Origin of the sequence: Ectopseudomonas alcaliphila, assembly GCF_900101755.1 — a bacterium.
Lineage (GTDB): Bacteria > Pseudomonadota > Gammaproteobacteria > Pseudomonadales > Pseudomonadaceae > Aquipseudomonas > Aquipseudomonas alcaliphila.
Window position 1 is genome coordinate 1 of sequence record NZ_FNAE01000006.1, and the last position, 25,392, is coordinate 25,392.

Genomic DNA, 25,392 nt, shown 5'->3' on the forward strand with positions numbered 1-25,392 from the left:
ACGTGTTGTTCAGCCCGCAGCGCATCAGCATCGGTGGCCTCAGCTCGGTGCGTGGCTTCAAGGACCAGTCGCTGTCCGGCGACACCGGTGGTTACTGGCGCAACCAGTTGCGCTGGCGTCGCCCGGTCACCTGGGAGGCACTGCGCCCCTTCGTGCACGAGTACAGCCTGGCCTTCGCCTATGACGTTGGCGTGATCCACGGCGGCCGGCACAACCCCGAGCAACGCGGCCGCATGACGGGCAACGCCCTCGAGTTCGCCCTGCGCGGCCAACACCTGGCGGCCTCGGTGAGCTTCGCCCATGCCCTGGAGCGCCCCGACGTCATCGAGCGTGACGAGCGCCCGGTCTATTTCCGATTCGACCTGTTCTTCTGATTGCCCGGCCGGATGGCTGGTTGGAGTATCGACATGGACGTACGCAGTCCCCTGTTTCAGAACATCGCCCTGATCGTTGCTGGCGTGCTGTTTCTCAATCCCATCGTCGCCACTGCGGCGCAACTGACGGTTGACCAGGCCGCAGGCGGCAACACCGCCGTGACCCAGGCGCAGAACGGCGTGCCGATGGTCAACATCGCCACGCCCAATGGCAGCGGCCTGTCGCACAACAAGTTCACCGACTACAACGTCGGCCAGCAGGGGCTGATCCTCAACAACAGTGCGCAGAACCTGGTGCAGACCCAACTGGGCGGCTACGTGGTCGGCAACCCCAACCTGAAGAACGGTGCCGCTGGGCTGATCCTCAACGAAGTCACCGGCGGCAACGCCAGCCAGCTCAAGGGCTACACGGAAGTAGCCGGGCGTTCGGCAGCGGTCATCGTCGCCAACCCGCATGGCATCACCTGCGATGGCTGCGGCTTCATCAACACCCCGCGCGTCACCCTCAGCACCGGCACCCCGATCATCGAGAATGGCCGCCTGCAGCGCTTCGATGTCGACGGCGGGCAGATCAGCATCGAAGGCCAAGGCCTCAATGCCGGCAACGTCGACCAGTTCGACCTGATCACCCGCAGCGCGCAGATCAACGCCGAGCTGCACGCGAAGAAGCTCAACATCATCACCGGTCGCAATGAGGTGGATGCCACCACCCTGGCCGCAACCGCCAAGGCCGACGACGGTTCGAACAAGCCGATGCTGGCCATCGACAGCTCGGCCCTCGGTGGCATGTACGCCGGCGCGATTCGCCTGGTCGGCACCGAGCAGGGCGTGGGGGTGAAACTGGCCGGTGACATGGCTGCCAGTGCCGGGGATATCCAGATCGATGCCAATGGCAAGTTGAGCCTGAATCGCGTGGCCGCCAGTGGTGATGTCGCGCTCAAGGCCAACACCATCGACCTCAACGCTGACACCTACGCGGGCCGCAACGCCACGCTCGAAGCGCAGCAGGTCGAAGTGCGGGAAAGCCTGGCCGCCGGCCAGCGCCTGACCGTGCAGGCTGAGCAACTGAACAACGCCGGCATCATCGAGGCGGGTGTGCGCGCCAATGGCAGTGTCAGCAGTGCAGGCCATCTGCAGCTCGATGGCGGCAAGGTGCGTAATGCCGGAGAGATGACCAGCCATGGCAGCATGGCGACCGACCTGCAAACGCTGGACAACGCGGGCGGCAAGATCGCCACTGCTGGCAGCGCCACGCTCAAGGCTGAGCAGCTCGACAACCGCGAAGGCGAGATCGTGGCCCAGGGCAACCTGATCCTCGACACTGCAAAACTGGACAACCGCGCCGGCAGCACGCTGGCTGGCCAGGCCTTGGCTATCGAGGCCGAGGCAGTGGATAACCGCGCCGGTACCCTGGCGGCTGGCGGTGCAATCGAGGCGCGTATCACCAACGCCCTGAACAACGACGGCGGCCTGGTGGAAGCTGGCGGCCGTCTCGATGTCGAAGCCGACAGCCTGAGCAATACCGATGGCCGCCTGCGTGCCCTGGGCAGTGGCGGTGAAAGTCGCTTCGCCATCGGTACCCGCCTGAACAACGATGAGGGCGTCCTCGAAGTAGCCAGCGCGACGCTGACCTTCGACACCGAGTCGCTCAGCAACCAGGGTGGTGTCGTGCGTCACCTCGGCAGCGGCGGACTGGGCCTCGACATGCAGCTGCTCGGCCAGGCGGGCGGTGAATTCATCACCAACAGCGCGGTGAGCCTGAGTGCCGAAGAGTGGGTCAACCGCAGCCTGCTGCAGGCCGCGTCCATCGAACTCGATGTACAACGTCTCACCCAGACCGCGACCGGTGGCCTGCTGTCCGTGGCTGGCCTCGCGGTCCAGGCAGATAGCTGGACCAACGATGGCCGGATCGAGACCGATGGTGACCTGAGTCTGATCCTCAGTGGCAATTACCGTGGCAACGGTACGCTGATCAGCAAGGGGCATCTCGAGCTGGAGGCGGACAACATCGAACTGGGCGATCAGGCTCGTTTGCAGAGTGGAGGTAGTGCTCGGTTAGCTGTTCTGGGCGAGCTTGTAAGTCGCGGGAAAATGACCGCTGGCGCTTGGCTGGAGATAGCTAGCAAGTCCTTGGAAAACCGTGGAACCATAGGAGCAGGCGGTGAGCTCTTGCTCGTATCGGAGAGTGTTCGTAACGAAAATGGTTTGATCTTCAGTGGTGATGACCTTCTTTTACGTGTTGATCGCTTGACTAACCGCTTTGCCAATATCTACAGCATGGGGCAATTGAGTCTTGCTGGATCGGAATCATCTAGAGCTCAGTTGCTAGAAAACATTTCAGCGGAAATAGAAAGCGTTCAGGACATGAGCTTGAATGCCGCTGCGCTCGTAAACAGAAGAGATGCATTTTCGGTTTCCGAACGTCTTGTGTCAGGTGATATTCGTTACCAGTGCCTGGATTGCAAGGGACGTCATTACGATCTTTATTACTATGTTACTGAGAATCTGGAGCGTGTCGTTACGTCCGATTCGGCTGCCTCCGTTATCACTGCCGGCGGGAACCTCAACTACGTCGGCGTAAGCTTCGATAACCAGCAAAGCGTTTTGTCGGCGGCAGGTAATATCGATATTAATGTTGATACCTTTATCAGTCAGGGCGCCTCTCAGGAACGCGTGGTCAGGACGCGTACATTCCGTAATCCGAATGATTCTGAGCGGAGCAATGTGTTCTATGGATTGGTCCGCGAAGGTGGGGAGGTATTTAATTATAATAAATATAATTCTCTATACGTGCATCGGTACTTTGACGATAGTGATCGTGATGGTTATGTGTACTATTACTCGCCTGCTCAGCAGGTTACTAATCGATCCAATCCAAACTTCAATCCTGCTGCAGGTTATGGGGTGCCGTCGAGAATATTGGGCTATACACTGGTTAGTTCCAATGAGCAGTCTACCAATATTGGTGTTGCCGCTGATGCAGTGATACAGGCTGGTGGTAATGTGCGGGTTAACGCAGGTAGTCGTCTTGAAAATGGCGTTACTCGTGAAAATGTAACCTTCGCCGATGGTCAGCAACAGTTCGTTGAGACCAGCGTGGGTCATAATGTCAATCAGCCTATAACGTTCAATTCTCAGTTGCCACCCGATCTGGCCCAGCGCGCGGTTGACCCCATAGGTCTGCCCAGCTTCTCCTTGCCTTCAGGGCAGAACGGACTGTTTAGCCTGAATGCCAATATTCATCACCCATATTTGATAGAAACCAATCCTAGCTTCGCCGATCTCGGGAAGTTCCTCAGTTCTGATTACATGTTCGGTTTGCTGGGCATCGGCACTGACCAGATGCAAAAGCGTCTGGGCGATGGTTTCTACGAGCAGAAACTTGTTCGTGATGCTGTAATTTCCCGCACGGGGCAGCGCTTTTTGGCGGGGATAAACAGCGATGAGGAACAATTTCGATATCTGATGGATAACGCCATCGTCAGTAAGGAGTCACTTAATCTTTCTGTAGGTGTGGCTTTATCTGCAGAGCAAGTAGCTGCCTTGACGCACGATATCGTGTGGCTGGAAGAGCGTGAAGTCGCTGGGCAGAAGGTCTTGGTACCCGTTCTGTATCTGGCCCAGGCCAGCGGCCGGTTGGCACCAACTGGCGCTCTGATTCAAGGTCAGGACGTTGCGTTGATTACAGGAGGACAGCTAACCAATCAAGGAACTTTGCGGGCTCAAGACCTGAATCTTGATGCCGGCAACGTTTCCAACAGTGGTCTCCTGGAGGCCGCTGAAACCCTGAGAATCATGGCTACTGAAAGCATTCGTAACGCTCAAGGCGGCATCATCGCTGGTCGCGATATCAGTGCTATTGCGTTGTCGGGGGATGTGCTGAATGAACGCACTGTTTCGACTAATACTGGACGCTGGGGAGGGCAGCAGTGGCAACATGATTATGTTGATAGCGCTGCTAGATTCGAAGCAGCAAATGAACTGGAGATAAGTGCAGGTCGCGATGTATTGAATCGCGGTGGCGTGCTTTCCAGTGTAGGGGATATGGCTCTTGTGGCTGGCCGCGATGTTGAGTTGAGCTCAGTGAAGACTGTGCAGCGCCAAACACGAGGGAGTCACTACCAAGATGAACGCATCACCCAGCATGGCAGTGAGAACCGCGTGGGGGGCGATCTATCTATTAGTGCTGATAGAGACCTCAGCGTAATTGCCAGCCGCATCAGCTCGGGCGGTAGTCTCGATATGCAAGCCGGTAGTGACCTGTTGATAAGCTCTGCGGCCAATGAAAGCCACTTTCTATCGCGTAGCAAGAAAGTCACTCAAAGTCGTGATCAAGTTACCCAGCAGTCGAGTGAGATTCAGGCTGGAAACGACATCAGCCTCGCGGCAGGCAAGAACCTGACAGTGGTCGCCAGCAAGGTACAGGCCGGCAATGATGTAGATATTGATGCTGGAGAGGATGTACAGATTCTCTCGGCCATGGATGAAAGCGCTTCCTACTACTTCAAGAAGAAGAAGGGCTCGTTCGGACGTAGCAGCAGCAAGCAGCAGGAGAGCTATAACAGCACTAACATCGCCTCGGTGATCGAGGCGGGCAACGACCTGACGATCAACACCAGCAAGACTGATGGCGGTGGTCTGAGCATCGACGGTGGTCGTGATGTCACGGTTATCGGCAGCCAACTCAGCGCTGGCAACGATCTGCTGGTCGGCGCTACTGGCGATGTGGCGATCCTGTCCGGGGTTGAGGAGCATGGCTCCTACAGCAAGAAGACCAAGTCCGGTTTCCTTGGCATGTCGAAGAGCGGCAAGAGTCAGCTCAAGACCAGCGCCACTCAGGTCGCCAGCGAGCTGGATGCCGGTAACGACGTGGTGATCGCGGCGGGTAATGACATTCGTCTGCGTGCCAGTACCACTGAGGCTGGTAACGATGTAGAACTGCGTTCGGGGCTGATCAAGGACACCGGTGATATCAACCTGGTCTCGGCCAATGACACGGCTTACAGCCTGACGGAGCAGTACAGGAAGAAGACTGGGCTGTCGGTTTCTGGTGGCATGCTGTCTGTCTCTTCGGCCAAGAAGGCAGGGCAGGAAGCTCGTAGCAGTACCAGTGTCGGTAGCTATATCGCGGCTGAACGGGATGCCAGCCTGCTGGCCGAGCGTGATATCAACGTGATCGGCAGTTCGGTGAGCGCCGGGCGTAACCTCCTGCTCGACGCTGGGCGTGACGTCAACGTTGCCGCTGCTCAGAACCAACAGGGTAGTACCGCGTGGGAGCGTGAGCGGCGAACCGGTATCGGCCTGGACAGCGACCGTAACGGTTTCACTGCTTTCGTCGGCAACGACGTGCAGATCGAGAAGGGATTGAACACTCGGCAGACTGCAGCTGCCAGCAGCCTTGAGGCCGGCAATGACCTTGACGTGAAGGCTGGCCGGGATGCCAACCTTTCGGGTTCCGACTTCTCAGCCGGGCGCGATATCAACGTGCTTGCTGAGCGCGACATCAACCTGGATGCAGCTACGGAGCGCTACTTTCAAGAACAGCAGGAAATACACCAGCGTAACGGCCTGACCGTGAACGTCAGCCACAACTTCGGCAATACAGTCGACGCTATCAAGGGGATTGGCCAGGGCGAGAATCTTGTTAGTCAGGTCTCAGGTGTTCTCAAGGCCGCTGACGCGGTAACGCAGTTCGTCTCCGGGCCAACCACGGCGAATCACCTTGGCACTACTCGCCAGCAGACTACTACGACCGATGGTGCCCTCAGTAATCGGCCGACGACTATGGATGCGGGCAGAGACGTCAACCTGCAGGCAGGTAATGACATCAATGCCAAGGGAAGCCAGATTCAGGCTGAGCGCGATATCAACATGTCCGGGCGAGACATCACTCTGGATGTTGCCCGTGGTCAGCAGACGAGCAGTACCAAGCAAGTCATCAGTCAGAACGGTATCAATGGCGGTAGTACCTTTAACAGTGCCAGGGCCGGGGTTGGTGGTAGTCACGGTGTTCATACCGAGAAGGGAGCGCAAGGTACAGCGCTTGCGACTCAAATACAGGCGGGGCGTGACATTCACCTGGATGCCAGCCGGGATCTTGAACTGATCGGCACTCGGGCTGAAGCGGGGCGAGATATCAGCCTCGTCGCTGGAAACGATATTGATATCCGTGCTGCGCAGAACGATTCCGAGCATGAGATGCGGCGCAAGAGCGGAGGCGGCGAAGTCGGGGTTGCCCTGGGTGGCCAAGACTTCATCTCTGTCTATGCCAGCGTTGACATCGGCAAGGGCCGCCTGGATCGTGAAGCAGGAAAACAGCAGGAAGCCTACCTCTATGCCGGCAAGCAACTGAGTTTCGAAAGCGGGCGTGACACCACGGTCGCTGGTGCTCGCCTGGAAGGGCTGGATGTCGTTGGCAAGGTCGGTCGCGACCTGCTGGTCTCCTCGCTACCGGACACTGGCAAGGTTAGCGGAAAGGAGCTGGACGCAAGTTTGACTGTCAGCGTTGGTCTGTATGGCAGCGTAAGCGTCAGTGGCTCGGTCGGTGTAGGCAAAACCAACGGCTCCACCAACTGGGTGGAGAATCAGACAGGCATCGTCGCCCGTGATCGGCTCGACATTCGTACGGAAAACCACACTCAACTCGACGGTGCCCTGCTGGCATCGGACAGCGGCAATCTCAAGCTGGACACCGGTACCCTGGGCTTCCGTGATATCGAGGGACATGACAGCGAGCATGCCTGGTACATCAATGCAGGCGGTACCTACAGCTGGGGCGGTGATGGTGGCTCTGGTGGGCAGCCGGCAGACGGTAATGCCGCCGCAACGGGGGCAGTGGTAGATCCCAGTCAGCAGAACAAAGACGGCTCGAACAATTGGAACCTGAGTGGTTATGACTATCGCAAGGAACGCGAGCAGATCGTGCGGGCCACAGTGGGCGAGGGCGATATTGTCGTCAGGGCCGACGAAGAAACCGGCCATGACTCGACAGCGGGTTTGAATCGCGATGTCAGCAAGGCCTATGAGGTCACTAAGGATAAGGAAGATCGTACCGATCTGTATGTGAGCAAGTCGTCGGTGGATGCGGTATCGGATCCGGTCGTGACGCTGGAGCAGTGGAAGAATGGCGCTGAGAACTATGGGCGCAATTCGGTTGAGGCGTTTACCAATCTAGCTGCATTGAAAGAGCATGCACGCTCTGCCGCTGAACACGATAGTTTGGTTGCTGCTCTGGCATGGGCACCAGAACTGTTAGTCGATGCTATGGATGCAATGGGAACGCCGACACTAGGCATATTCCCTGGAGCAGCCAATCATGGGGGGCTGATTACACAATTGCCGGTATTGGTCGCCGGCGACTTGCAGCCTTTGCGAGTGACAGGAACATTTAAAACGGATAAGGGTAAGCTAGTACTGGAGGACGGTAAGCCGGTTTTGGATTCGGAAAGCCTGCAAGTGCAGCAGTTTGCGGGATTTAACGAGGAGGAAGATAGAATCTTCACCAACGGTATTATGAATAGCATGATAGAGGCTCTGGCTAACGGCTTAATGCAAAGCGGCAGCGCTAATGGAGACGTCAGTTTCGTCTTAGCCTACAATCCAACTCACGGTTTGATCGGAGATTTGATCGAGTCTGCCTTCGATAAAAATTTGCAAGGTGCGATCCGGTCTGGCACAGCGAGGAATTTGAATGGATTGTTTCAGCAAGGCATTGATGCCGGACCGGATACTCTACATATCTATGGCCATAGCCAGGGCGGCCTGTTGACTTGGGTAGCCATCAAGGGCTTGGATTTTTCCAACGGCGAAAGCCCTACTGCAACGCTGAACACCATCCAACTCTCCGGGGCGCCGGTGGATGCTATTCAGTTCCATAAGGATGCAGAGACTGCTGGCTTCGGAAAAGGGCAAAGCGTTTTTCAAGTGAACCGACCTGATGACACAGTATTCTTCGGTCTTTTGCCCAAGACCGATACGGTCTCCGATTTGCCGCTATTCCTGGGAGGCAATGCGCAGTATTCGGATGATCCGGTGGCGCGCACCTTGGGGGCGTTGTTTAGCGTGACCAGCTTGTTTGGCGAGGGTAGTCCGCACAGCAATTATGCGTGTGCCTCCTGCAAGCCTTCGGCACCGGGCAGTGCGGATGCACAGATCCGTGACATTGTAATCAAACCAACACTGATCGATAGTCAGGGTGACTTTAGGAAGCTTGAATGAGTAAATACTTCTTAACTTTGGGCTTTCTGCTTATGTTGCTAAGCGGTTGCAGAGGTTATCAAATGGAATATGGGGTGGTGGAGAATGGAGTGGCTTTTTATCCCCTGTGTGAAAGAGCAAAGCAGCGCATCACCGATATGCAGCGTATCAGTTTTGAGTTGCCACTCCTATTCAGGCAGGCCCCCTGCCGTAATTGGCCTGACTATAGCTATAACTCCCGAACCGACAGTCTCTCTGTAGAGGTCCCCGGCATTATTGCCAACGAGTCACAGATGTCCGTTGGCAGTGTCTATTCTATGCTCTTTCGTGCGGGACATGCACGCACAGAATACTATTTGCCACCTGAGGTTTTTTTTGAAGATTACAAGCAATATCTCAGTGAGCGCAGTTATATTTCCCGTTTGGTTACCGCAAGTTGGGTGGACTGGCAAGGTGGGCGCTGTGCGCGCTTCTACTCGGATAGCGACACCGGACTGTTTCTTCGCAGGGTGCTCGACTACTTCTGCTGGGAGTCAGTCAGCGGCTCGAATTTCCCCATCCATATTGGTGCTAGCGAGAAGCTACCGCCAGGCCGCGCTCCAACCAACCTAGACAAGGAGTTCATTGAGCCAGTACTGGCCAGTTTACAGATCAACCCTGTTCCAGAACAGCGTTTAGCACTCTGGGATAATTATAGAAATGATTTTTGTAAGGAACTGAAAGGGAGTTACGATAATAAAACAGCTATGCGCAGATTTCGCGACAACCTCAATCGTCAGCGCGCTATCCTTTTCTTGCGCGAGTGCGGTTATCAAATGCCAGATCCGGTCGGGCCAAGAAGTTGGGCAGAAATTTTAAGGCCCAATGGGCAATTGATTGGTAGAGCCGATGGCGAGCGAACGCTGCGCAAAGTAACTCATGCTCAGTTTGCCGAGTTGGAGGCCAAATTGATGTCCTTGCAACTCAAACGAGGTGAGCGCCCAGAAATCCGATCTTCTCGATTGTCACGAGATGGTAATGTTCTGGTGGAGAACTATAGGGCTACTGGTTCCTATGCTGGCGAGTGGTACAGGGTTCCACCCTCTTACAGCGAGCAGAACGGAGTCGGTATTCGTAATGATCCGGTATTGGGTCGAGTGATAGATGTGCACTTAATGGATTTTCCTGCAGGCTTGAGGGTTGTAGGTGAGTAAAAATGGTTGTTGCAGAGTTTGGCAGCGGTCGCCCCTCTTTTGCGGGTTTCGAATGAGTGGCTTTTGAAGGTTATAAATTTATCTTTCGAGCAAATTTGTTGAGGGTTGTAATCGAAGTTTAATGTGGCTTTAAAATAAGGTGCCACTAGATGGAAAAACACCCATCAGTCGGCTCAACCTCAAAGTGATCCGCTGTGCTTTAGCGTCAGAGAGAATAATAGAGGGCAAAAGTAATAGGGGTAGGCTATCCCTCTGTTCGCCGAGTCTCTATAATTTACGTTTACTTGATTTTCCAAGGTGTTAGTGCATGGACGCTCGCAATAGTCACACTTCTCTCACGCTCGCACTGAGCGTCTCGTTGTTTTCTCTGGCTTTGGCCGGCTGCAGTTCCACACCCAAGGCGCCAGCGGTTCACCCGGGGCTTTCGGTGTTTGACAAGGCTATTGGCTTACCTGCGAACCCTCATTCCATTGTGCGTGAAGGCGATCAGGTGACTTATGTGGTCACGAGCCCAGACGAGCAGTTGCTTTATGCCCGCTTCGATGCGTCTTGCAGTCAAGGGCTAGCCAGCATGCGCTTCCCGACCAGTATGGGCATGGTCCCTTTCTCGGAGCGTTCTGCGCAAAGCGATTCCTTACCGGCCCCTCAGCTTCAGCAATTTTTGAGCAGTGCTCAGCTACGAGATGTCTGTGCGCAAAGGCCTTCACCTGACTGGCGTGCCCTGGAGCAGGCTCAAGATAGCGACTGGCTGTCGCTGGATCGCAACAGCCTGCAGCGTGATGACGGTCTGCTGTATGTCTGGGTCGAGCAGAATCCGCTGCATTACAGGGTTGGTTCAAAGGGTATGGGATTGAAGGGGCGCAGCCAGGAGCGCCTGGCACTGGACTGTCAGCAGAGCACCCTGATGCAGGTCAGCCAATTCTACTTTGGCATTCAGGGCGGTGTTGCAGGTGGCCAGATCCCGCGTCAGGTGAAGATGCAACCGCTCGCTGCGGCGCCCGACTATCAGCAAAAAGTGTTCAAAGCTGCTTGTCTGCCGGAAGCGGAACAGCTCCGGTTACCGATAGCTTTACCCCGCACGCCATTGCCAGCCGTGCTCCAGACGCCCGAGGTAGCCCCTCAGGTAATCGCAACTATCGATGATCTGAAACTGCCTGCCCCTGATCATGTGATGCGCAAGCTGCGTTACAGCTACGATGCGCATGTCTTGAATCGGGTGCAGGCGAAAGACTTGCCACAAGAGGTCTTCATCTCTACCGACGAGGCGTCCGGGCAGGTATTGCAGCATGTCCAGGATCCCACGGTAGACCCGGCTTCGCTTCACCTGACCTTTCGTGGCTTGTTCGATTTAGCTGCCCGCTCTATCAACAAAGAAAGTGGTGAGGAGGTGGCTGATGGTCGTCCGTTGATCGGACTGAGCTTCGCCGGGGACTGGCATGCCATGCCGTCCGGGAGCGAGGTCAGCTATACCCGTACGTTCAGCAAAGTGCCGCCGGCGCATGACGGGGCAACGAGCGACTCCAACACGGTTACCTGTCGCATCGGTCTTGAACGCCCCGCCAGCAGCATTCATCCAGCGCTCCTGGGTGCGGCCAAACCGTTCAACTGCATCAGGATCAAGACCAAGAGGATGACTTGGACCGTGGACTATTGGTATCTGAGTGATTATCAGTTGTTCGTCAGGGCCGCCGAGAACAGTCCTTTGGGCCGCTGGCAATGGCGAGTGGATTCGATTGAGTGACGTTCCGGGTCGGAGAAACGTGGCGGGGCTTTTCAGTTACGCATCAGTAGCGCAATTGATTGGCCCTCTAGATCTGTTTCCTGGAAACGGGTCGCCCACTGGTCAGTCCGGCCTCAGGGCTCAGAGGAGCCGGTAATCCCCCTCAGATCGCTACGCACCCAGTCTCGTGTGGCTCTAGTGACCCGCCACCATCCTCATCTGCACTTGTAGGGGCTTTCGCTTTTCAACTCTTCACCGCTTTTCAGGTCGCGAATGATGACCGTGGCATTCGGGTAAGTCGCGCACATGGCGTTACGCATGGTGTAGATGCCGCCGCCCTCGGCGACCATGGTCATGTTCTTGGCCATAGGCTGGCCGTTGGCGTCCTGCAGCGAGAGCTGGTAAGTGCCGGAGAGGGTCATGCAGCCGCCGAGCAGGGCGCTGGCGCTTAGCAAAACAAGCAGGTTTTTCGTTGGGTCCATCCTTGGAGGGCGGGCGCTACCAAGCCGTGTCGGCAGCGCCCGGTTTTTTAGCGTCCTACGCGGTGCTCGGTGAAGCGGTAGTCGGCCTGGCAGTCTGCAGTCGGGTCGGCCTTGATGCTGACGTATTCGACGGTATCAGCATCGACGAAGCGATAGTCGTACACCTCGGTGGTTTTCACGCCGTCGGTGGTCAGGTGGTTCTTGCCGTAGTGGGCTGTCCAGGTGCCGCGTTCTGTCTGGATCAGTCGCGTTCTCTGCTCGTCAGCGAAGAAGCTGATTTCGAAGCGACCATCGGCACGGAAACTGGAATTCCAGGTGAAGAACTGGCAGGGACCATTCTTGTCGCGTGTGCCTTGCCACTCGCCGAGCAGGCGTTGATCCAGAGGCTGGGCAGGGTGGCTGGAGCAGCCAGCGAGGAGGGCGGCAAGGCTTGCGCCGATCAGAAGTGGTTTAAGCATGGTGACATTCCTTTATCGCGATACTTCCAGGGCGTGATGGGTTGAATCACGCCCGGTTTGGCCGCCGCATGGTAGCGAAAAGCTCGTCTTGCCGACCAGTTCGACGGTCAAGTGCATGCGTATTCCGTGAACCAGGTAACCGCCGTCAAGATCGATGAGGCGTTGACCTTTCTAGCGTTTTTTCATAATTTCCTGCTTACGCAAACGTTTGCGTGTTGATAAAAACGACAATAACCACGGAGTTCGCCCATGTCCGGTTTCCGTCCTGCCCGTCTCTGCGCTGCCATTGCCCTTGGCGCCGCTGCCCTCGTCAGCTTCTCCAGTGCTCATGCCGCCGAAGGCGATACGCCTCGCGTCGCGCTGGTGATGAAGTCCCTTGCCAACGAGTTCTTCCGTACCATGGAAGACGGTGCCAAGGAGTACCAGAAAGAACATCCCGACCAGTTCGAACTGATCGCCAACGGCATCAAGGACGAAACCGATACCTCGGCGCAGATCCGCATCGTCGAGCAGATGATCGTCGCCAAGGTCGATGCTCTGGTCATCGCACCGGCCGATTCCAAGGCGCTGGTGCCGGTGATCAAGAAGGCCAGCGATGCCGGCATCAAGATCGTCAACATCGACAACCGCCTCGACCCCGAGGTGGTGAAGAGCAAGGGCCTGGACGTGCCGTTCGTGGGCCCGGACAACCGCAAGGGCGCACGCCTGGTGGGTGAGTACCTGGCCAAGGAAAAGCTCAAGGCCGGTGACGAAGTCGGCATCATCGAGGGTGTGTCCACCACCACCAATGCCCAGCAGCGCACGGCGGGCTTCAAGGAGGCGATGGAAGCGGCTGGTATGAAGATCGTCGGCGTGCAGTCCGGCAACTGGGAAATCGACCGTGGCAACGCGGTGGCCTCGGCCATGCTCAACGAATACCCGAACCTCAAGGCGCTGCTGGCCGGTAACGACAGCATGGCCCTCGGCGCCGTATCGGCCGTGCGCGCAGCCGGCAAGAAGGACCAGGTGCAGGTGGTCGGCTACGACAACATCAACGCCATCAAGCCGATGCTCAAGGACGGCCGCGTGCTTGCCAGCGCCGACCAGTTTGCCGCGCAGCAGGCGGTGTTCGGTATCGAAGCGGCGCTCAAGCTGGTCAAGGGTGAGCCCACCGACGCCAAAGACGGTGTCATAGAAACCCCCGTCGAACTCGTGACCAAACCGTGACCCAGGCCATAGCGGCCGGCGAGACCGTTCTCGCTGCTCGCAATATTGGCAAGACCTACGTCCAGCCCGTGCTGGGCGGGGTCGAGCTGGAGCTGCGCGCCGGTGAAGTGCTGGCGCTGACCGGCGAGAACGGCGCCGGCAAAAGTACGCTTTCCAAGATTTTCTGTGGGCTGGAGCAACCGACTACCGGCTCGCTGAGCTTTCTCGGCCAGCCCTATGCACCGGCCAGCCGCCGGGAGGCCGAGCGCCTTGGCGTGCGAATGGTGCTGCAGGAACTCAACCTGCTGCCCACCCTGACCGTGGCCGAGAACCTGTTTCTCGATAACCTGCCCAGTCGCGGCGGCTGGATCTCCCGTGGCCGCCTGCGCGAGATGGCGAGCCAGGCCATGGCCCAGGTCGGCCTCGAAGTGGTTGATCCGGATACACCGGTTTCGGCGCTGGGCGTCGGCCATCAGCAGATGGTCGAGATCGCCCGCAACCTGATCGGCGAGTGCCGTGTGCTGGTGCTCGACGAGCCGACGGCGATGCTCACCGCCCGTGAGGTCGATCTGCTGTTCGAGCAGGTCCAGCGCCTGCGCGATGCCGGTGTGGCCATCGTCTACATCTCCCACCGCCTGGAAGAGCTGGCCAAGGTGGCGCAGCGCGTCGCCGTGCTGCGTGACGGCCAGTTGGTGGCGGTGGAACCCATCGACCGCTACAGCAGCGACGAGCTGGTCACCCTGATGGTCGGCCGCGAGGTCGGTGAAGCCATCGATCTGGGTGAGCGGCAGATCGGCGCGCCGCTGTTGCAGATCAGCAATCTGAGCCGTCGCGGCAAGGTCGACGACGTGTCGTTCAGCGTGCGGGCAGGGGAGATCTACGGTATTTCCGGGCTGATCGGTGCCGGCCGCACCGAGCTGTTGCGCCTGATCTACGGCGCCGACCGCGCCGACAGCGGCGAGGTGGCCATCGGTAATCCGCCGGTGCCGGTGCAGGTGCGTTCGCCCGCCGAAGCGGTGCGCAACGGTATCGCGCTGATCACCGAGGACCGCAAGGGCGAAGGCCTGCTGCTTGGCCAGCCGATTGCCGCCAACCTGGCGCTGGGCAATATGCCCACCGTTTCCAAACACGGCGTGATGCGCCCGGCGGCCGAACAGGCCCTGGCGCAACGGCAGATCGACGCCATGCGCATTCGTTGTAATGGCGCGCAGCAGGCGGTGGTCGAGCTGTCCGGCGGCAACCAGCAGAAGGTGGTGATCGGCCGCTGGCTGGAGCGCGACTGCCAGGTGCTGCTGTTCGACGAGCCGACCCGCGGCATCGACGTCGGCGCCAAGTTCGAAATCTATGGCTTGCTCGGTGAGCTGGCGCGCCAGGGCAAGGCATTGGTGGTGGTGTCCAGCGATCTGCGTGAGCTGATGCTGATCTGCGACCGTATCGGCGTGCTGTCCGCTGGCCGCCTGATTGAAACCTTCGACCGCGACGACTGGAGCCAGGACCGTCTGCTGGCTGCCGCTTTTGCCGGCTATCGCAGCCGCGAAGCCATGCTTGGCGAGGTCGCCCCCCCGTTACAGGAGCTTTGCCAATGACCACTCCATCCGCCACGCCGGCCAAGCGCAGCGGCACTTATCAGGGCCTGGGCACCTACCTCGGCTTGGCCGGTGCGTTGCTGGCGATGATCGTGCTGTTCTCTTCGCTGAGCAGCCATTTTCTGTCCTATGCCACGTTCACTACCCTGGCCAACCAGATTCCCGACCTGATGGTGCTGGCGGTGGGCATGACGCTGATTCTGATCATCGGCGGCATCGACCTCTCGGTGGGCTCGGTGCTGGCTCTTGCTGCCGCGGTGGTCAGCGTGGCCACCCTCGGCTTCGGCTGGGGCATCCTCCCCGCCGCAGTGCTGGGCATGGCCTGCGCGGCGCTGGCCGGCAGCGTGACCGGGATCATCACCGTGGCCTGGGGCATTCCCTCGTTCATCGTCTCTCTCGGCGTGCTTGAGATGGCCCGCGGTTTGGCTTATCAGCTCACCGACTCGCGCACCGCCTATATCGGTGATGCCTATGCCTGGCTGTCGACGCCGTTCGCCGCGGGCATCTCGCCGTCGTTCGTCATCGCCTTGCTGGTGATCGCCGCCGCGCACCTGCTGCTCACCCGCACGGTGTTCGGCCGCTACCTGGTGGCCATCGGCACCAACGAGGAGGCGGTGCGCCTGGCCGGCATCAACCCCAAGCCATACAAGGTGTCGGTGTTCGCCCTGATGGGCCTGCTCGCCGGCCTGGCGGCGTTGTTCCAGATTTCCCGCCTGGAAGCGGCTGACCCGAACGCCGGCTCCGGCCTGGAACTGCAGGTGATCGCTGCCGTGGTAATTGGCGGCACTAGCCTGATGGGCGGCCGTGGTTCGGTGATCAGCACCTTCTTTGGTGTGCTGATCATTTCCGTGCTGGCCGCCGGGCTCGCGCAGATCGGTGCGACCGAACCGACCAAACGCATCATCACCGGTGCGGTGATCGTGATCGCGGTCATTCTCGACACCTACCGCAGCTACCGCGCCAAGCGCCGGACCTGATCCTTCATGGCCACCATCAAGGACGTCGCCGCGCGTGCCGGCATTTCCTACACCACGGTTTCGCACGTGGTGAACGGCACTCGGCCGGTCAGCGACCAGGTGCGTAGCAAGGTCGAGGCGGCCATCGCCGAGCTGGGTTACGTGCCCAGTGGCGTGGCCCGCTCGCTGCGAGCACGCGCCACCGGCACTATCGGTCTGCTGGTGCCGAACGCCAGCAACCCGTATTTCGCCGAGCTGGCGCGCGGCATCGAGGATCACGCCGAGCGCAACGGCTACAGCGTGATCCTGTGCAATTCCGACGACGACATCGACAAGCAGCTGCGCTACCTGCGCGTACTGCTGGAGCGGCGCATCGATGGGCTGATCGTGGCGACGGTGGCGAGCGACGCGGCCTTCGCTCAGGCGCTGGCTGGTTTGAAGGTGCCGCTGGTGCTGGTCGACCGCTCCCTCGACGGGGTAATGGCCGACCGCGTGCAGGTGGACCACGAGCGCGGCGCCTACCTGGCGACGCGTCACCTGCTCGAACTGGGTCATCGGCGGATCGCCTGTATCGGCGGGCCGGCCAGCACTCAGGTGGTCCAGCTGCGTGCGGCGGGTTACCGACGGGCGTTGGGCGAAGCAGGGGTCCAGGCGCTGCCGGTGGTGGATTGCGCTTTCACCAGCCCGGCAGGGCACACCGCTGCGCTGGCGCTACTGGAAGACGATGAAGTGCCAACGGCGATTTTCGCCGGCAACGACATGATCGCCCTGGGCGTGCTGCGCGCCGCTGCCGAATGCAGGGTGAACGTGCCGCAGCAGCTCTCGGTGGTCGGTTTCGACGACATCGAGGTGAGCCGCTACCTGCACCCGGCATTGACCACGGTCGGCCAATCCATCGGCCAGCTCGGGGAAACTGCCGCCGCCCGGTTGCTGGCGCGTATCCGAACGCCCGGCCTGGAGGCCGAGCACCAACTGATCGAACCCACACTGGTGCTGCGCGAGTCCAGCGCAGCGCCACTTGTTTGAACAGGTCTGAGCGCGTGAGCGCCCTGGCTGACTGAGAGGAACCCCGGTAATGCACGCAAAGGTAGTGGTGGTAGGCAGCCTGAATATGGACCTGATCGTCCGCACGCCGCGCTTTCCGGTTGGCGGTGAGACGTTGGCCGGGCACGGCTTTGCCACTGCGCCAGGTGGCAAGGGCGCCAACCAGGCGGTCGCCGCCGCACGGCTCGGCACCACGGTGGCGATGGTCGGTTGCGTGGGGGGTGACGCCCATGGCGCCGAGCTGCGTGCCGGCCTGCTGGCCGAGGGCATCGACTGCTCGGCAGTGGCGAAGGTGCCGGGGGTGGCCACCGGTATCGCGACCATTCTGGTCGACGATGCCGGCCAGAACGCCATCGTCATCGCGGCTGGCGGCAACGCTGAAATGACGGCCGAGCGTCTGGCGGACCACGATGCACTGCTGCAAGCAGCCGATATCGTCATCGCCCAGCTGGAGGTGCCCATGGCCACCGTCGAGGCGACGCTGGTACGTGGCCATGAGCTGGGGCGCACGGTGATCCTCAACCCGGCACCCGCCGTCGGGCCCTTGCCGGCGCACTGGTACGGGCTGGTCGATTACCTGATTCCCAATGAGAGCGAGGCCGCGTTGCTCACCGGCCTGCCGGTGGACTCACCCGAAACCGCACTGCAGGCAGCCCAGCGCCTGCTTGAGGCTGGCGCCCGACGTGTGCTGGTCACCCTGGGTAGCCAGGGCGTTCTCTACGCCGATGGCGAGCGCCATATGCACCTGCCGGTCGAACCTGTGGTGGCTGTCGATACCACCGCTGCCGGTGACACTTTTGTCGGTGGTTTCGCCGCCGGCCTGGCCGAAGGCCTGCCGTTGGAAGCCGCCATCCGTCTTGGCCAGCAGGCCGCCGCCCTTGCCGTTACCCGCCCGGGTGCGCAACCCTCGATTCCCCATCGCCACGAGCTGCCCGCATGAAGAAGACGTCACTGCTCAACGCCGAACTCTCGGCGGCCATCGCTCGACTGGGCCATGGCGACATCATCGTGATTGGCGACGCCGGCATGCCGATACCGCCCGGCACGCCGTGCATCGACCTGGCACTGACCGCCGGCGTGCCGGATTTCGTCACCACGCTCAAGGTGGTGCTCAGCGAAATGCAGGTGCAGGGTCATCTATTGGCTCGTGAAACCCTGGAGGTGACGCCCTATTGCCTGAAGGCCATCGAAGCGCTGAGCGCTGAAGGTGAGCTGGGCGAGCGGCAACTGGTCAGCCACGACGAACTCAAGGCAGCGTGCCGCACGGCGCGGGTGCAGATCCGCACCGGCGAGTGCCGGCCCTACAGCAATATCGCGCTGATCGCGGGTGTCACCTTCTGAGTCTCGCAGCGCCACATTGCGCAACGCTGTGCCGCATGTCGTTATTGTTCGGTAAGGTGCTGAAGGGGCGTGCACGCTAGCAGGGGCGGGCAAGCGCGCCATTCGTGGCGGCGACATTGGTTACCAGGGAGCCGTCCTGCTGGCGATTGCTGTGCTTTGTTACAGAGTGCGCGCGGGCTTCGGCTGTGTGGCGGGGGCAGAGGCATGGGAAAGAGCTACCTCAGGTGGGCGGCAATTTTTCCAGGAAGCGCATCAACAGGTTTTCTTCGGCGCGCAGGCCCTTGCGCGATGTCGATAGGCGGATACCAGCCAACTAGATGATTCTCAGATTTGAATGGCACTTACTTAGCTCTTCTTGGATGCCCCTCTTTCTGGATTTCCGTGTGTTCCGCTTGGTGCGGTCGGGTCGGTAGTGGATAGGGGTTTGGCCTTAGTTTGAGCGCTCGCTGTTCCTGTCGACCAGGCTGGCCACCTAACACGTTGCTGGGCTATGAGCATCAGTAACTGCTGGAGGCGGCCGTCAATATCCGAATCACCCAATTGCCGCCAGGCAAGCCATATCTGTTCCTTTCTTGCGAAAGCATCTGCTGTGAAGCAGCTAAATGGCTTTCTGCTCCTCTTCTAACACAAAGAGGACGGGGACATGATTCGTTAGCCAGACTCCATTCTCGGCCTGAAAAAACTTGAAGCCCTGTTGGTGCATCCGCAGGGCTTCGATCTTTAGCACCACCGGCTTTCCATAGCGCTGTCCGACATCGATGGCGGTTGGTATATCTTGCGACAGATGCACATGATGACGTGATCCTGCAATTAGTCCTTGCTGACGAATCGAATCCAGAAACCGCCTGGCGGTGCCGTGGTAAAGAAACTCGGGTGGTTCCTTCTCTATGTGTTGCAGGCTCACGTTGGGCGTTGAATGGCCCTGCACGGCTCGGATGCGCAGGCCGTCATCCGAAATGCTGAAGCGTTTCTTATCGCTGCTGCTGACCACTGCCTGTATCAATGCAATATCCAAGGCTCGTCTATCTTTGGCTGCCCCGGCTATTAGCGCCCCGATATCTGCCCACCCTTCGCTGTCTAGCTGCAAGCCGATTGCTTGTGGTTCATGCCGGAGAACATAGCTAAGAAACTTGCTGGTCTCTTGGAGTTGCTTGGTATCCATACTGCTTTATGCTCCCAGTTGCACTCATTGGCCGGCAGTCACCGCCGTTTTTATTGATAAGTAAATTTGGCTTTTTTGAGGCATATGGAGCAAGAAGTTTTGTCGTTCATTCGTCCTCCAGCGACGACTCCTCTCGCGGGTCGGCAAGCATAAAACTCTCCCCCGTAACCGCCGTTATCCGCGCAGTGCCCAGATTGAGTAGTTGCCACTGCCACTCACCATAACGAGTGCTTAGCGTGCCATGGGCCTGGCAGGGGCCGTAGAGGTACCAGTCGTGTTCCTGGCGATGGGTGATGAGAATGGCGTGACGCAGGAAGTCGGCGACCATTGCTTCGCTGACCTTGAAGTTTTGGCAGTTTTCTTGCTCCGGGCCGAGTCCATCTTCGATTACCACGATATGGCTGACCGGGCCGATCAGGCTGGGAATTGTCTCTGCGCTGGCTGTAGCGGTTGCCAGTAGCAACAAACTGAGGCCGAGTATTCGTCTGTCCATGTTCTGCGCGCTCCCTTTTCGGTCGGTTGCGCAATTCTAGATCGTCGGTGTGCTGTCCTTGACAGCCTTTTGCCAACTTTGTGCGCCGGCTCTGATCAGCCAGCAGGCGAGGATGAAGGGCATGGTCAGGGCCGGCAGGCCGAGGGCGCTGAAACCGGGCTGCAGCAGCAGGGCGAGCAGGATGCCGAGGGCGGGCACCCAGAGGTTGCGGTGTACTTGGGCCAGGGCAATGGCCGCCAGAGTGGCGTTGTAGCCGTAGAGACCGGCCAGCGCACCCTCGCCGGGCCAGCCGGAGAAGAGCGCCAGGGCGAAGCCGCCGCTGGAACCCAGCAGCGCCCACAGCGCCATGCGGCCATCGGCCAGGCGCAAGCCGAGCAGCAGGCACAGGCCGGCCAATGGCGAGTCGAGGAAGATGACCTGACCCAGACCGCGCAGCACGGCGAGTATCAGCTGCAGGATGTTTAGCTCCGGCGCGTCGGGCGCGCTGGCTGGCGGTGCAGCTGGCAGCTCCAGCTGAGCGAGCAGTGCCAGCAGCAGCCAACCCAGCAGCACGAAGGGAAAGGTGAAGGCGGGCAGCCAGCCATGTTGGCGCATGCGGCGTATCCAGGGCGCCAGCAGCAGGCTGGAAAGGGCTGCGCTGATGATGATCAGCACGGGTAGCTGCGGCGTCCACGGCAGTTTCAGGCTGAGCAGCAGACCGAGCAGGACGCCGTTGTAGCCGTACAGACCGATGGCGATATCCGCCTTCGGGTAGCCGCGGCGCTGCGCCACCCACGTCGAGGTCAGGCCGCCGAGCAGGGCGCCGGGCAGGAGCTCGGGTGCGCCGACAAGGATGGCGAGCAGTACCAGCACGCCGCAGCCGGGGTGCTGTTGCAGGAATATCTGGGCGAAGCCGCAGAGCAGGGCGCGCAGGCTTTGCAGGGCAGGGTGTGAGGTTGGTAGTGGGGGCATGATGTATGCGCCAAGAGCCCTCTCCCCCAGCCCCTCTCCCGCAAGCGGGAGAGGGGAGCCGTCCGTGTCGCTTGGGGGAGTCGTGTAGGGTGCGCCGTGCGCACCAAAATCGCCTTGCCATAGCAGGTGCGCAAGGCCTAGGCGGCCCCGCGACATCCTGCGTTGGCTATATGCGTAGCCCGGATGAAATCCGGGAATCAGGAGTCGAGCATTCCCCCGGACTTCATCCGGGCTACGGTTTTTTATTGCGCTGAGAACCTCCGGCTCAATGCAGCGTTTCGATCCTCAGGCTGTTGGTGCTGCCGGGTTGGCCGAAGGGTTCGCCGGCGGTGATCACCACGGTTTCGCCCCGCTTGGCCATGCCCTGGGCCTGGGCGATTTCCAACGCGGTGCTGGTGACTTCCTCGACCCGGCGCAGGCGCTCGTTGACCACCGAGTAGATGCCCCAGGCCACGGTCAGGCGGCGGGCCGTGGTCAGGCTCGGCGTCAGGCTCAAGATCGGCGCCTTCGGTCGTTCACGCGAGGCACGCAGGCTGGAGCTGCCGGATTCCGTGTAGTTGACCAATGCCGCCACCGGCAGGATCGAGCTGATACGGCGGATGGCGCAGCTGATGGCGTCGCTGGCGGTGGCCTCTGCCTGCGGGCGACCGACGTCGAGCTGGCTCTGGTAGTCCGGGCCGTTCTCCACCTGGCGGATGATCTTGCTCATCATCTGCACGGTTTCCAGCGGGTAGTCGCCGGAGGCGGTCTCGGCCGACAGCATCACCGCATCGGCGCCTTCGGCCACGGCGTTGGCTACGTCGGTGACCTCGGCGCGGGTCGGCGCCGGGGAGAAGCGCATGGATTCGAGCATCTGCGTGGCGACCACCACCGGACGGCCGAGCTGGCGGCAGGTGCGCACGATGTCCTTCTGGATGCGCGGCACGTTCTCGGCCGGCACTTCCACGCCCAGATCGCCGCGCGCCACCATGATGGCGTCGCACAGACGGGCGATTTCTTCGAGATGCTGCACTGCCGAGGGCTTCTCGATCTTGGCCATCAGGAAGGCCTTGCCCTGGATCAGCTCGCGCGCCTCGACGATGTCCTCGGGGCGCTGCACGAACGACAGCGCCACCCAGTCCACGCCCAGCTCCAGGCCGAAGGCCAGGTCGCGGCGGTCCTTTTCGGTCAGCGGCGACAGTTGCAGTACCGCCTCGGGCACGTTGACGCCCTTGCGGTCGGACAGCTCGCCACCGGCGATGACGCAGGTGTCTACGGCATCGGCCTGTTTGCCGGTCACCTTCAGGCGCAGGCGGCCGTCGTCCAGCAGCAGGCTCATGCCCGGCTGCAGGGCTTCGATGATTTCCGGGTGGGGCAGGTTGACGCGGCTGGCGTCGCCTGGCGTGGCGTCCAGATCCAGGCGCAGGCTCTGGCCGTTGACCAGCTGTACCTTGCCTTCGGCAAAACGGCCGACGCGCAGCTTCGGCCCCTGCAGATCCATGAGGATGCCGATGGGCTGGTTCAGCTCGCGCTCCACCTCGCGCACCCACTGGTAGCGCTGGGCGTGGTCGGCGTGCTCGCCGTGGCTGAAGTTGAGGCGGAACAGGTTGACCCCGGCTTCCACCAGCTGGCGGATATGCGCGGCATCGCGGATCGCCGGCCCGAGGGTGGCGAGTATCTTCACTTTCTTGTCGGCGTTCATTGGTCGTTCTCAAGAATCAGAATGGCGCGGAAATCGTTGACGTTGGTACGGGTCGGCCCGGTGACGATCAGCTCGTCGAGGGCAGCGAAGTAGCCGTAGCCGTTGTTGTTGTCCAGTTCGTCGCGAGCGGACAGGCCCTTGATGCCGGCACGGGCGTAGCTGTAGGGCGTCATGATGGCGCCGGCGTTGTCTTCGGAGCCGTCGATGCCGTCGGTGTCGCCGGCCAGCGCGTAGACGCCAGGCAGACCCTTGAGGCTCTCGGTAAGGCTGAGGAGGAATTCGGCGTTGCGACCGCCGCGGCCGTTGCCGCGCACGGTGACGGTGGTTTCGCCGCCGGAGAGAATCACGCACGGCGGCTTGATCGGCTGGCCGTGCAGTTGCACCTGACGGGCGATGCCGGCATGCACCTTGGCCACGTCGCGCGACTCGCCTTCCAGGTCGCCGAGGATCAGCACCGGCAGGCCTGCCGCTTCGGCTTTGGCCGCAGCAGCGTCGAGCGATTGCTGTGGGGTGGCGATCAGCTGGAAGTGGCTGCGGGCGAGTACCGGATCGCCCGGCTTGACCGTTTCCGAGCGCGGGTCCTGCAGCCAGGCGCGCACGTTGGCCGGGATGTCGATGGCGTAGCGAGCGAGAATCGCCAGGGCTTCGGTCGAGGTAGTCGGGTCGCCCACCGTGGGGCCGGAGGCGATCACAGTGGCCTCGTCGCCGGGCACGTCGGAGATGGCGTAGGTGTAGACGGTGGCCGGCCAGCAGGCCTTGGCCAGACGGCCGCCCTTGATTGCCGAGAGGTGCTTGCGCACGCAGTTCATCTCGCCGATGGTGGCGCCGGATTTGAGCAGCGCCTTGTTGATCGCCTGCTTGTCCTGGAGGCTGATGCCTTCGGCCGGCAGCGCCAGCAGCGAGGAGCCGCCGCCGGAGAGGAGGAAAATCACCCGGTCGTCTTCGGCCAGGTTCGACACCAGCTCCAGCACGCGGCGGGCGACGCGCTCGCCGGCATCGTCCGGCACCGGGTGCGCGGCTTCCACCACCTCGATCTTCCTGCAATCGGCGCCGTGCTCGTAGCGGGTCACCACCAGGCCGCTGACCTCGCCCTGCCATTCCTGCTCGATCACCTCGGCCATGGCCGCAGCGGCCTTGCCGGCGCCGATGACGATGACACGACCGCTGCGGTCGGCGGGCAGATGGTCGGCCAGCACCTGGCGCGGATGGGCGGCGGCGATGGCGGTGGCGAACAGGTCGCGCAGCAGGCGTTGCGGGTCGAAGGTCATGGCGGTGTTCTCTTGTTCTTGGCTTGAGAGTCGCGTAGCGAGGCGGGCAGGCCGCGTAGGATTCGATGCGTCGGGGTGCCTGCGCGGCATGCCCGTCAGGGTGACGCAGGGTCGATTCCAGTCCGCAGGCGCCGCATGGCAGCGCCTGGGGAGTGGAATCGACCAACCTGGCAATCGGGCCGTGACACCTCCTGCCAGGAAGGTCGAAAGGGTGGGCGAAGCGCGAGGCCTTCAGGAATTGTGGGAGGCGCTTCAGCGGCGACGGTCGCGGCTAAAGCCTCTCCCACAGATCCCCTTAGAGGGCGCTCTGTTACTCGCCGCGGATATTGAAGTTGGCCATATGCTCCAGTCCCTTGATCAGGCCAGAGTGGTCCCAGCCGCTGCCGCCGAGGGCCGCGCAGGTGCTGAACACCTGCTGGGCGTTGGCGGTGTTGGGCAGGTTCAGGCCCAGCTCGCGGGCGCCGGACAGCGCCAGGTTCAGATCCTTCTGGTGCAGGCTGATGCGGAAGCCCGGATCGAAGGTGCCCTTGATCATGCGCTCGCCGTGCACTTCGAGGATCTTCGAACCGGCGAAACCGCCCATCAGCGCCTCACGAACCTTGGCCGGGTCGGCGCCGTTCTTGGCGGCGAACAGCAGGGCTTCGGCCACCGCCTGGATGTTCAGCGCGACGATGATCTGGTTGGCCACCTTGGCGGTCTGGCCGTCACCGTTGCCGCCGACGCGGGTGATGTTCTTGCCCATGGCCTGGAACAGCGGCAGGGCGCGTTCGAAGGCGTTCGGGCAGCCACCGACCATGATCGACAGGGTGGCGGCCTTGGCACCGACTTCACCGCCGGACACCGGGGCGTCCAGGTACGCCGCGCCGGTGGCCTTGATCTTCTCGGCGAAGGTCTTGGTCGCGGTGGGGGAGATCGAGCTCATGTCGATTACCACCTTGCCGGCGCCAACGCCCGAAGCGACACCGCCTTCGCGGAACAGCACGTCTTCGACCTGCGGGGTGTCCGGGACCATGACGATGATGAATTCGGCTTCCTGGGCGACTTCCTGCGGGTTGGCCAGGGCGATGGCGCCAGCGGCGACCAGATCGGCCGGGGCCGGGTCATGATGCTCGGACAGGAACAGGGTGTGACCGGCTTTCTGCAGGTTCTGCGCCATGGGTTTGCCCATGATGCCGGTGCCGATAAATCCGATTTTAGCCATGAGAGATAACCTCGTTGTAGGTGGTGAACCAGTTGCTGCAGAGCCTGTAGGAGTGGGTTTACCCGCGAAGCAGACACCGCGGTGAGTGGCACCGGCTTCGC

General features: G+C 60.7%; 18 protein-coding genes. 10 read left to right on the top strand and 8 right to left on the bottom strand.

Annotated features, from left to right (window positions below; genetic code table 11):
- From BLR77_RS25545 to BLR77_RS17755, 4 genes are all read left to right on the top strand, one after another.
- Nucleotides 1-374: ShlB/FhaC/HecB family hemolysin secretion/activation protein (locus BLR77_RS25545; RefSeq protein WP_139203030.1), on the top strand; the 374-nt coding region annotated here is incomplete at its 5' end.
- A 33-nt stretch (nt 375-407) separates the two neighbouring features.
- The gene (locus BLR77_RS17750) at nt 408-8,591 is read left to right on the top strand and encodes a hemagglutinin repeat-containing protein (protein WP_074680281.1); all 8,184 of its coding nucleotides are present in this window, start codon (nt 408-410) and stop codon (nt 8,589-8,591) included.
- The gene (locus BLR77_RS25170; protein ID WP_139203032.1) at nt 8,588-9,763 is read left to right on the top strand and encodes a hypothetical protein; all 1,176 of its coding nucleotides are present in this window, start codon (nt 8,588-8,590) and stop codon (nt 9,761-9,763) included. Before BLR77_RS17750 ends, BLR77_RS25170 begins: the two co-directional genes overlap by 4 nt.
- Nucleotides 9,764-10,070: 307 nt before the next feature.
- Entirely contained in the window at nt 10,071-11,504 is a 1,434-nt protein-coding gene (locus tag BLR77_RS17755; RefSeq protein WP_074680284.1) for a hypothetical protein, read from the top strand.
- Nucleotides 11,505-11,698: 194 nt separating this feature from the next.
- Here BLR77_RS17755 and BLR77_RS17760 read toward each other — a convergent pair whose 3' ends face one another.
- Together BLR77_RS17760 and BLR77_RS17765 are read right to left on the bottom strand one after the other, a co-directional pair.
- Nucleotides 11,699-11,938, bottom strand: a complete 240-nt coding sequence (locus tag BLR77_RS17760) for a hypothetical protein (protein WP_238380590.1) — start codon at nt 11,936-11,938, stop codon at nt 11,699-11,701.
- 74 nt (nt 11,939-12,012) lie between these two features.
- The gene (locus BLR77_RS17765; protein WP_074680289.1) at nt 12,013-12,423 is read right to left on the bottom strand and encodes a hypothetical protein; all 411 of its coding nucleotides are present in this window, start codon (nt 12,421-12,423) and stop codon (nt 12,013-12,015) included.
- Nucleotides 12,424-12,672: 249 nt separating this feature from the next.
- Between BLR77_RS17765 and BLR77_RS17770 the strand changes: the two genes are divergently transcribed.
- The 6 genes from BLR77_RS17770 to rbsD are packed head-to-tail and all read left to right on the top strand — an operon-like array spanning nt 12,673 to nt 18,535.
- Nucleotides 12,673-13,629: a sugar ABC transporter substrate-binding protein gene (locus BLR77_RS17770; RefSeq protein ID WP_074680292.1), complete on the top strand. Its 957-nt coding sequence runs from the start codon at nt 12,673-12,675 to the stop codon at nt 13,627-13,629.
- Nucleotides 13,626-15,194: a sugar ABC transporter ATP-binding protein gene (locus BLR77_RS17775; protein WP_174578085.1), complete on the top strand. Its 1,569-nt coding sequence runs from the start codon at nt 13,626-13,628 to the stop codon at nt 15,192-15,194. Before BLR77_RS17770 ends, BLR77_RS17775 begins: the two co-directional genes overlap by 4 nt.
- Nucleotides 15,191-16,171, top strand: a complete 981-nt coding sequence (locus tag BLR77_RS17780; protein WP_074680295.1) for an ABC transporter permease — start codon at nt 15,191-15,193, stop codon at nt 16,169-16,171. The genes BLR77_RS17775 and BLR77_RS17780 overlap by 4 nt, the downstream gene beginning before the upstream one ends.
- Nucleotides 16,172-16,177: 6 nt before the next feature.
- A complete protein-coding gene (locus tag BLR77_RS17785; protein ID WP_074680298.1) occupies nt 16,178-17,176 on the top strand; it encodes a LacI family DNA-binding transcriptional regulator in 999 nt (332 codons plus the stop codon).
- A 49-nt stretch (nt 17,177-17,225) separates the two neighbouring features.
- Complete coding sequence (gene rbsK / locus BLR77_RS17790; RefSeq protein WP_074680301.1) at nt 17,226-18,134, top strand: ribokinase; 909 nt, start codon at nt 17,226-17,228, stop codon at nt 18,132-18,134.
- Nucleotides 18,131-18,535, top strand: a complete 405-nt coding sequence (gene rbsD, locus BLR77_RS17795) for a D-ribose pyranase (RefSeq protein ID WP_074680304.1) — start codon at nt 18,131-18,133, stop codon at nt 18,533-18,535. The genes rbsK and rbsD overlap by 4 nt, the downstream gene beginning before the upstream one ends.
- Nucleotides 18,536-19,133: 598 nt before the next feature.
- On the opposite strand, the gene BLR77_RS17800 is transcribed toward rbsD, so the two are convergent.
- The 6 genes from BLR77_RS17800 to BLR77_RS17825 form a co-directional block, all read right to left on the bottom strand.
- Nucleotides 19,134-19,697, bottom strand: a complete 564-nt coding sequence (locus BLR77_RS17800; RefSeq protein WP_074680306.1) for an RNA 2'-phosphotransferase — start codon at nt 19,695-19,697, stop codon at nt 19,134-19,136.
- A gap of 106 nt (nt 19,698-19,803) precedes the next feature.
- A complete protein-coding gene (locus BLR77_RS17805; RefSeq protein WP_074680308.1) occupies nt 19,804-20,190 on the bottom strand; it encodes a hypothetical protein in 387 nt (128 codons plus the stop codon).
- 36 nt (nt 20,191-20,226) lie between these two features.
- Nucleotides 20,227-21,141 (bottom strand): urea transporter, encoded by a 915-nt coding sequence (locus tag BLR77_RS17810; RefSeq protein ID WP_074680310.1) that lies wholly within the window; start codon nt 21,139-21,141, stop codon nt 20,227-20,229.
- Between the two features lie 265 nt (nt 21,142-21,406).
- Complete coding sequence (gene pyk / locus BLR77_RS17815) at nt 21,407-22,822, bottom strand: pyruvate kinase (RefSeq protein WP_024307753.1); 1,416 nt, start codon at nt 22,820-22,822, stop codon at nt 21,407-21,409.
- A complete protein-coding gene (locus tag BLR77_RS17820; RefSeq protein WP_074680312.1) occupies nt 22,819-24,090 on the bottom strand; it encodes a glycerate kinase type-2 family protein in 1,272 nt (423 codons plus the stop codon). The genes pyk and BLR77_RS17820 overlap by 4 nt, the downstream gene beginning before the upstream one ends.
- A 310-nt stretch (nt 24,091-24,400) precedes the next feature.
- On the bottom strand, nt 24,401-25,291 hold the full coding sequence (locus BLR77_RS17825; protein ID WP_074680315.1) for a 2-hydroxy-3-oxopropionate reductase: 891 nt from the start codon (nt 25,289-25,291) through the stop codon (nt 24,401-24,403).
- Between the last annotated feature and the right edge of the window lie 101 nt (nt 25,292-25,392).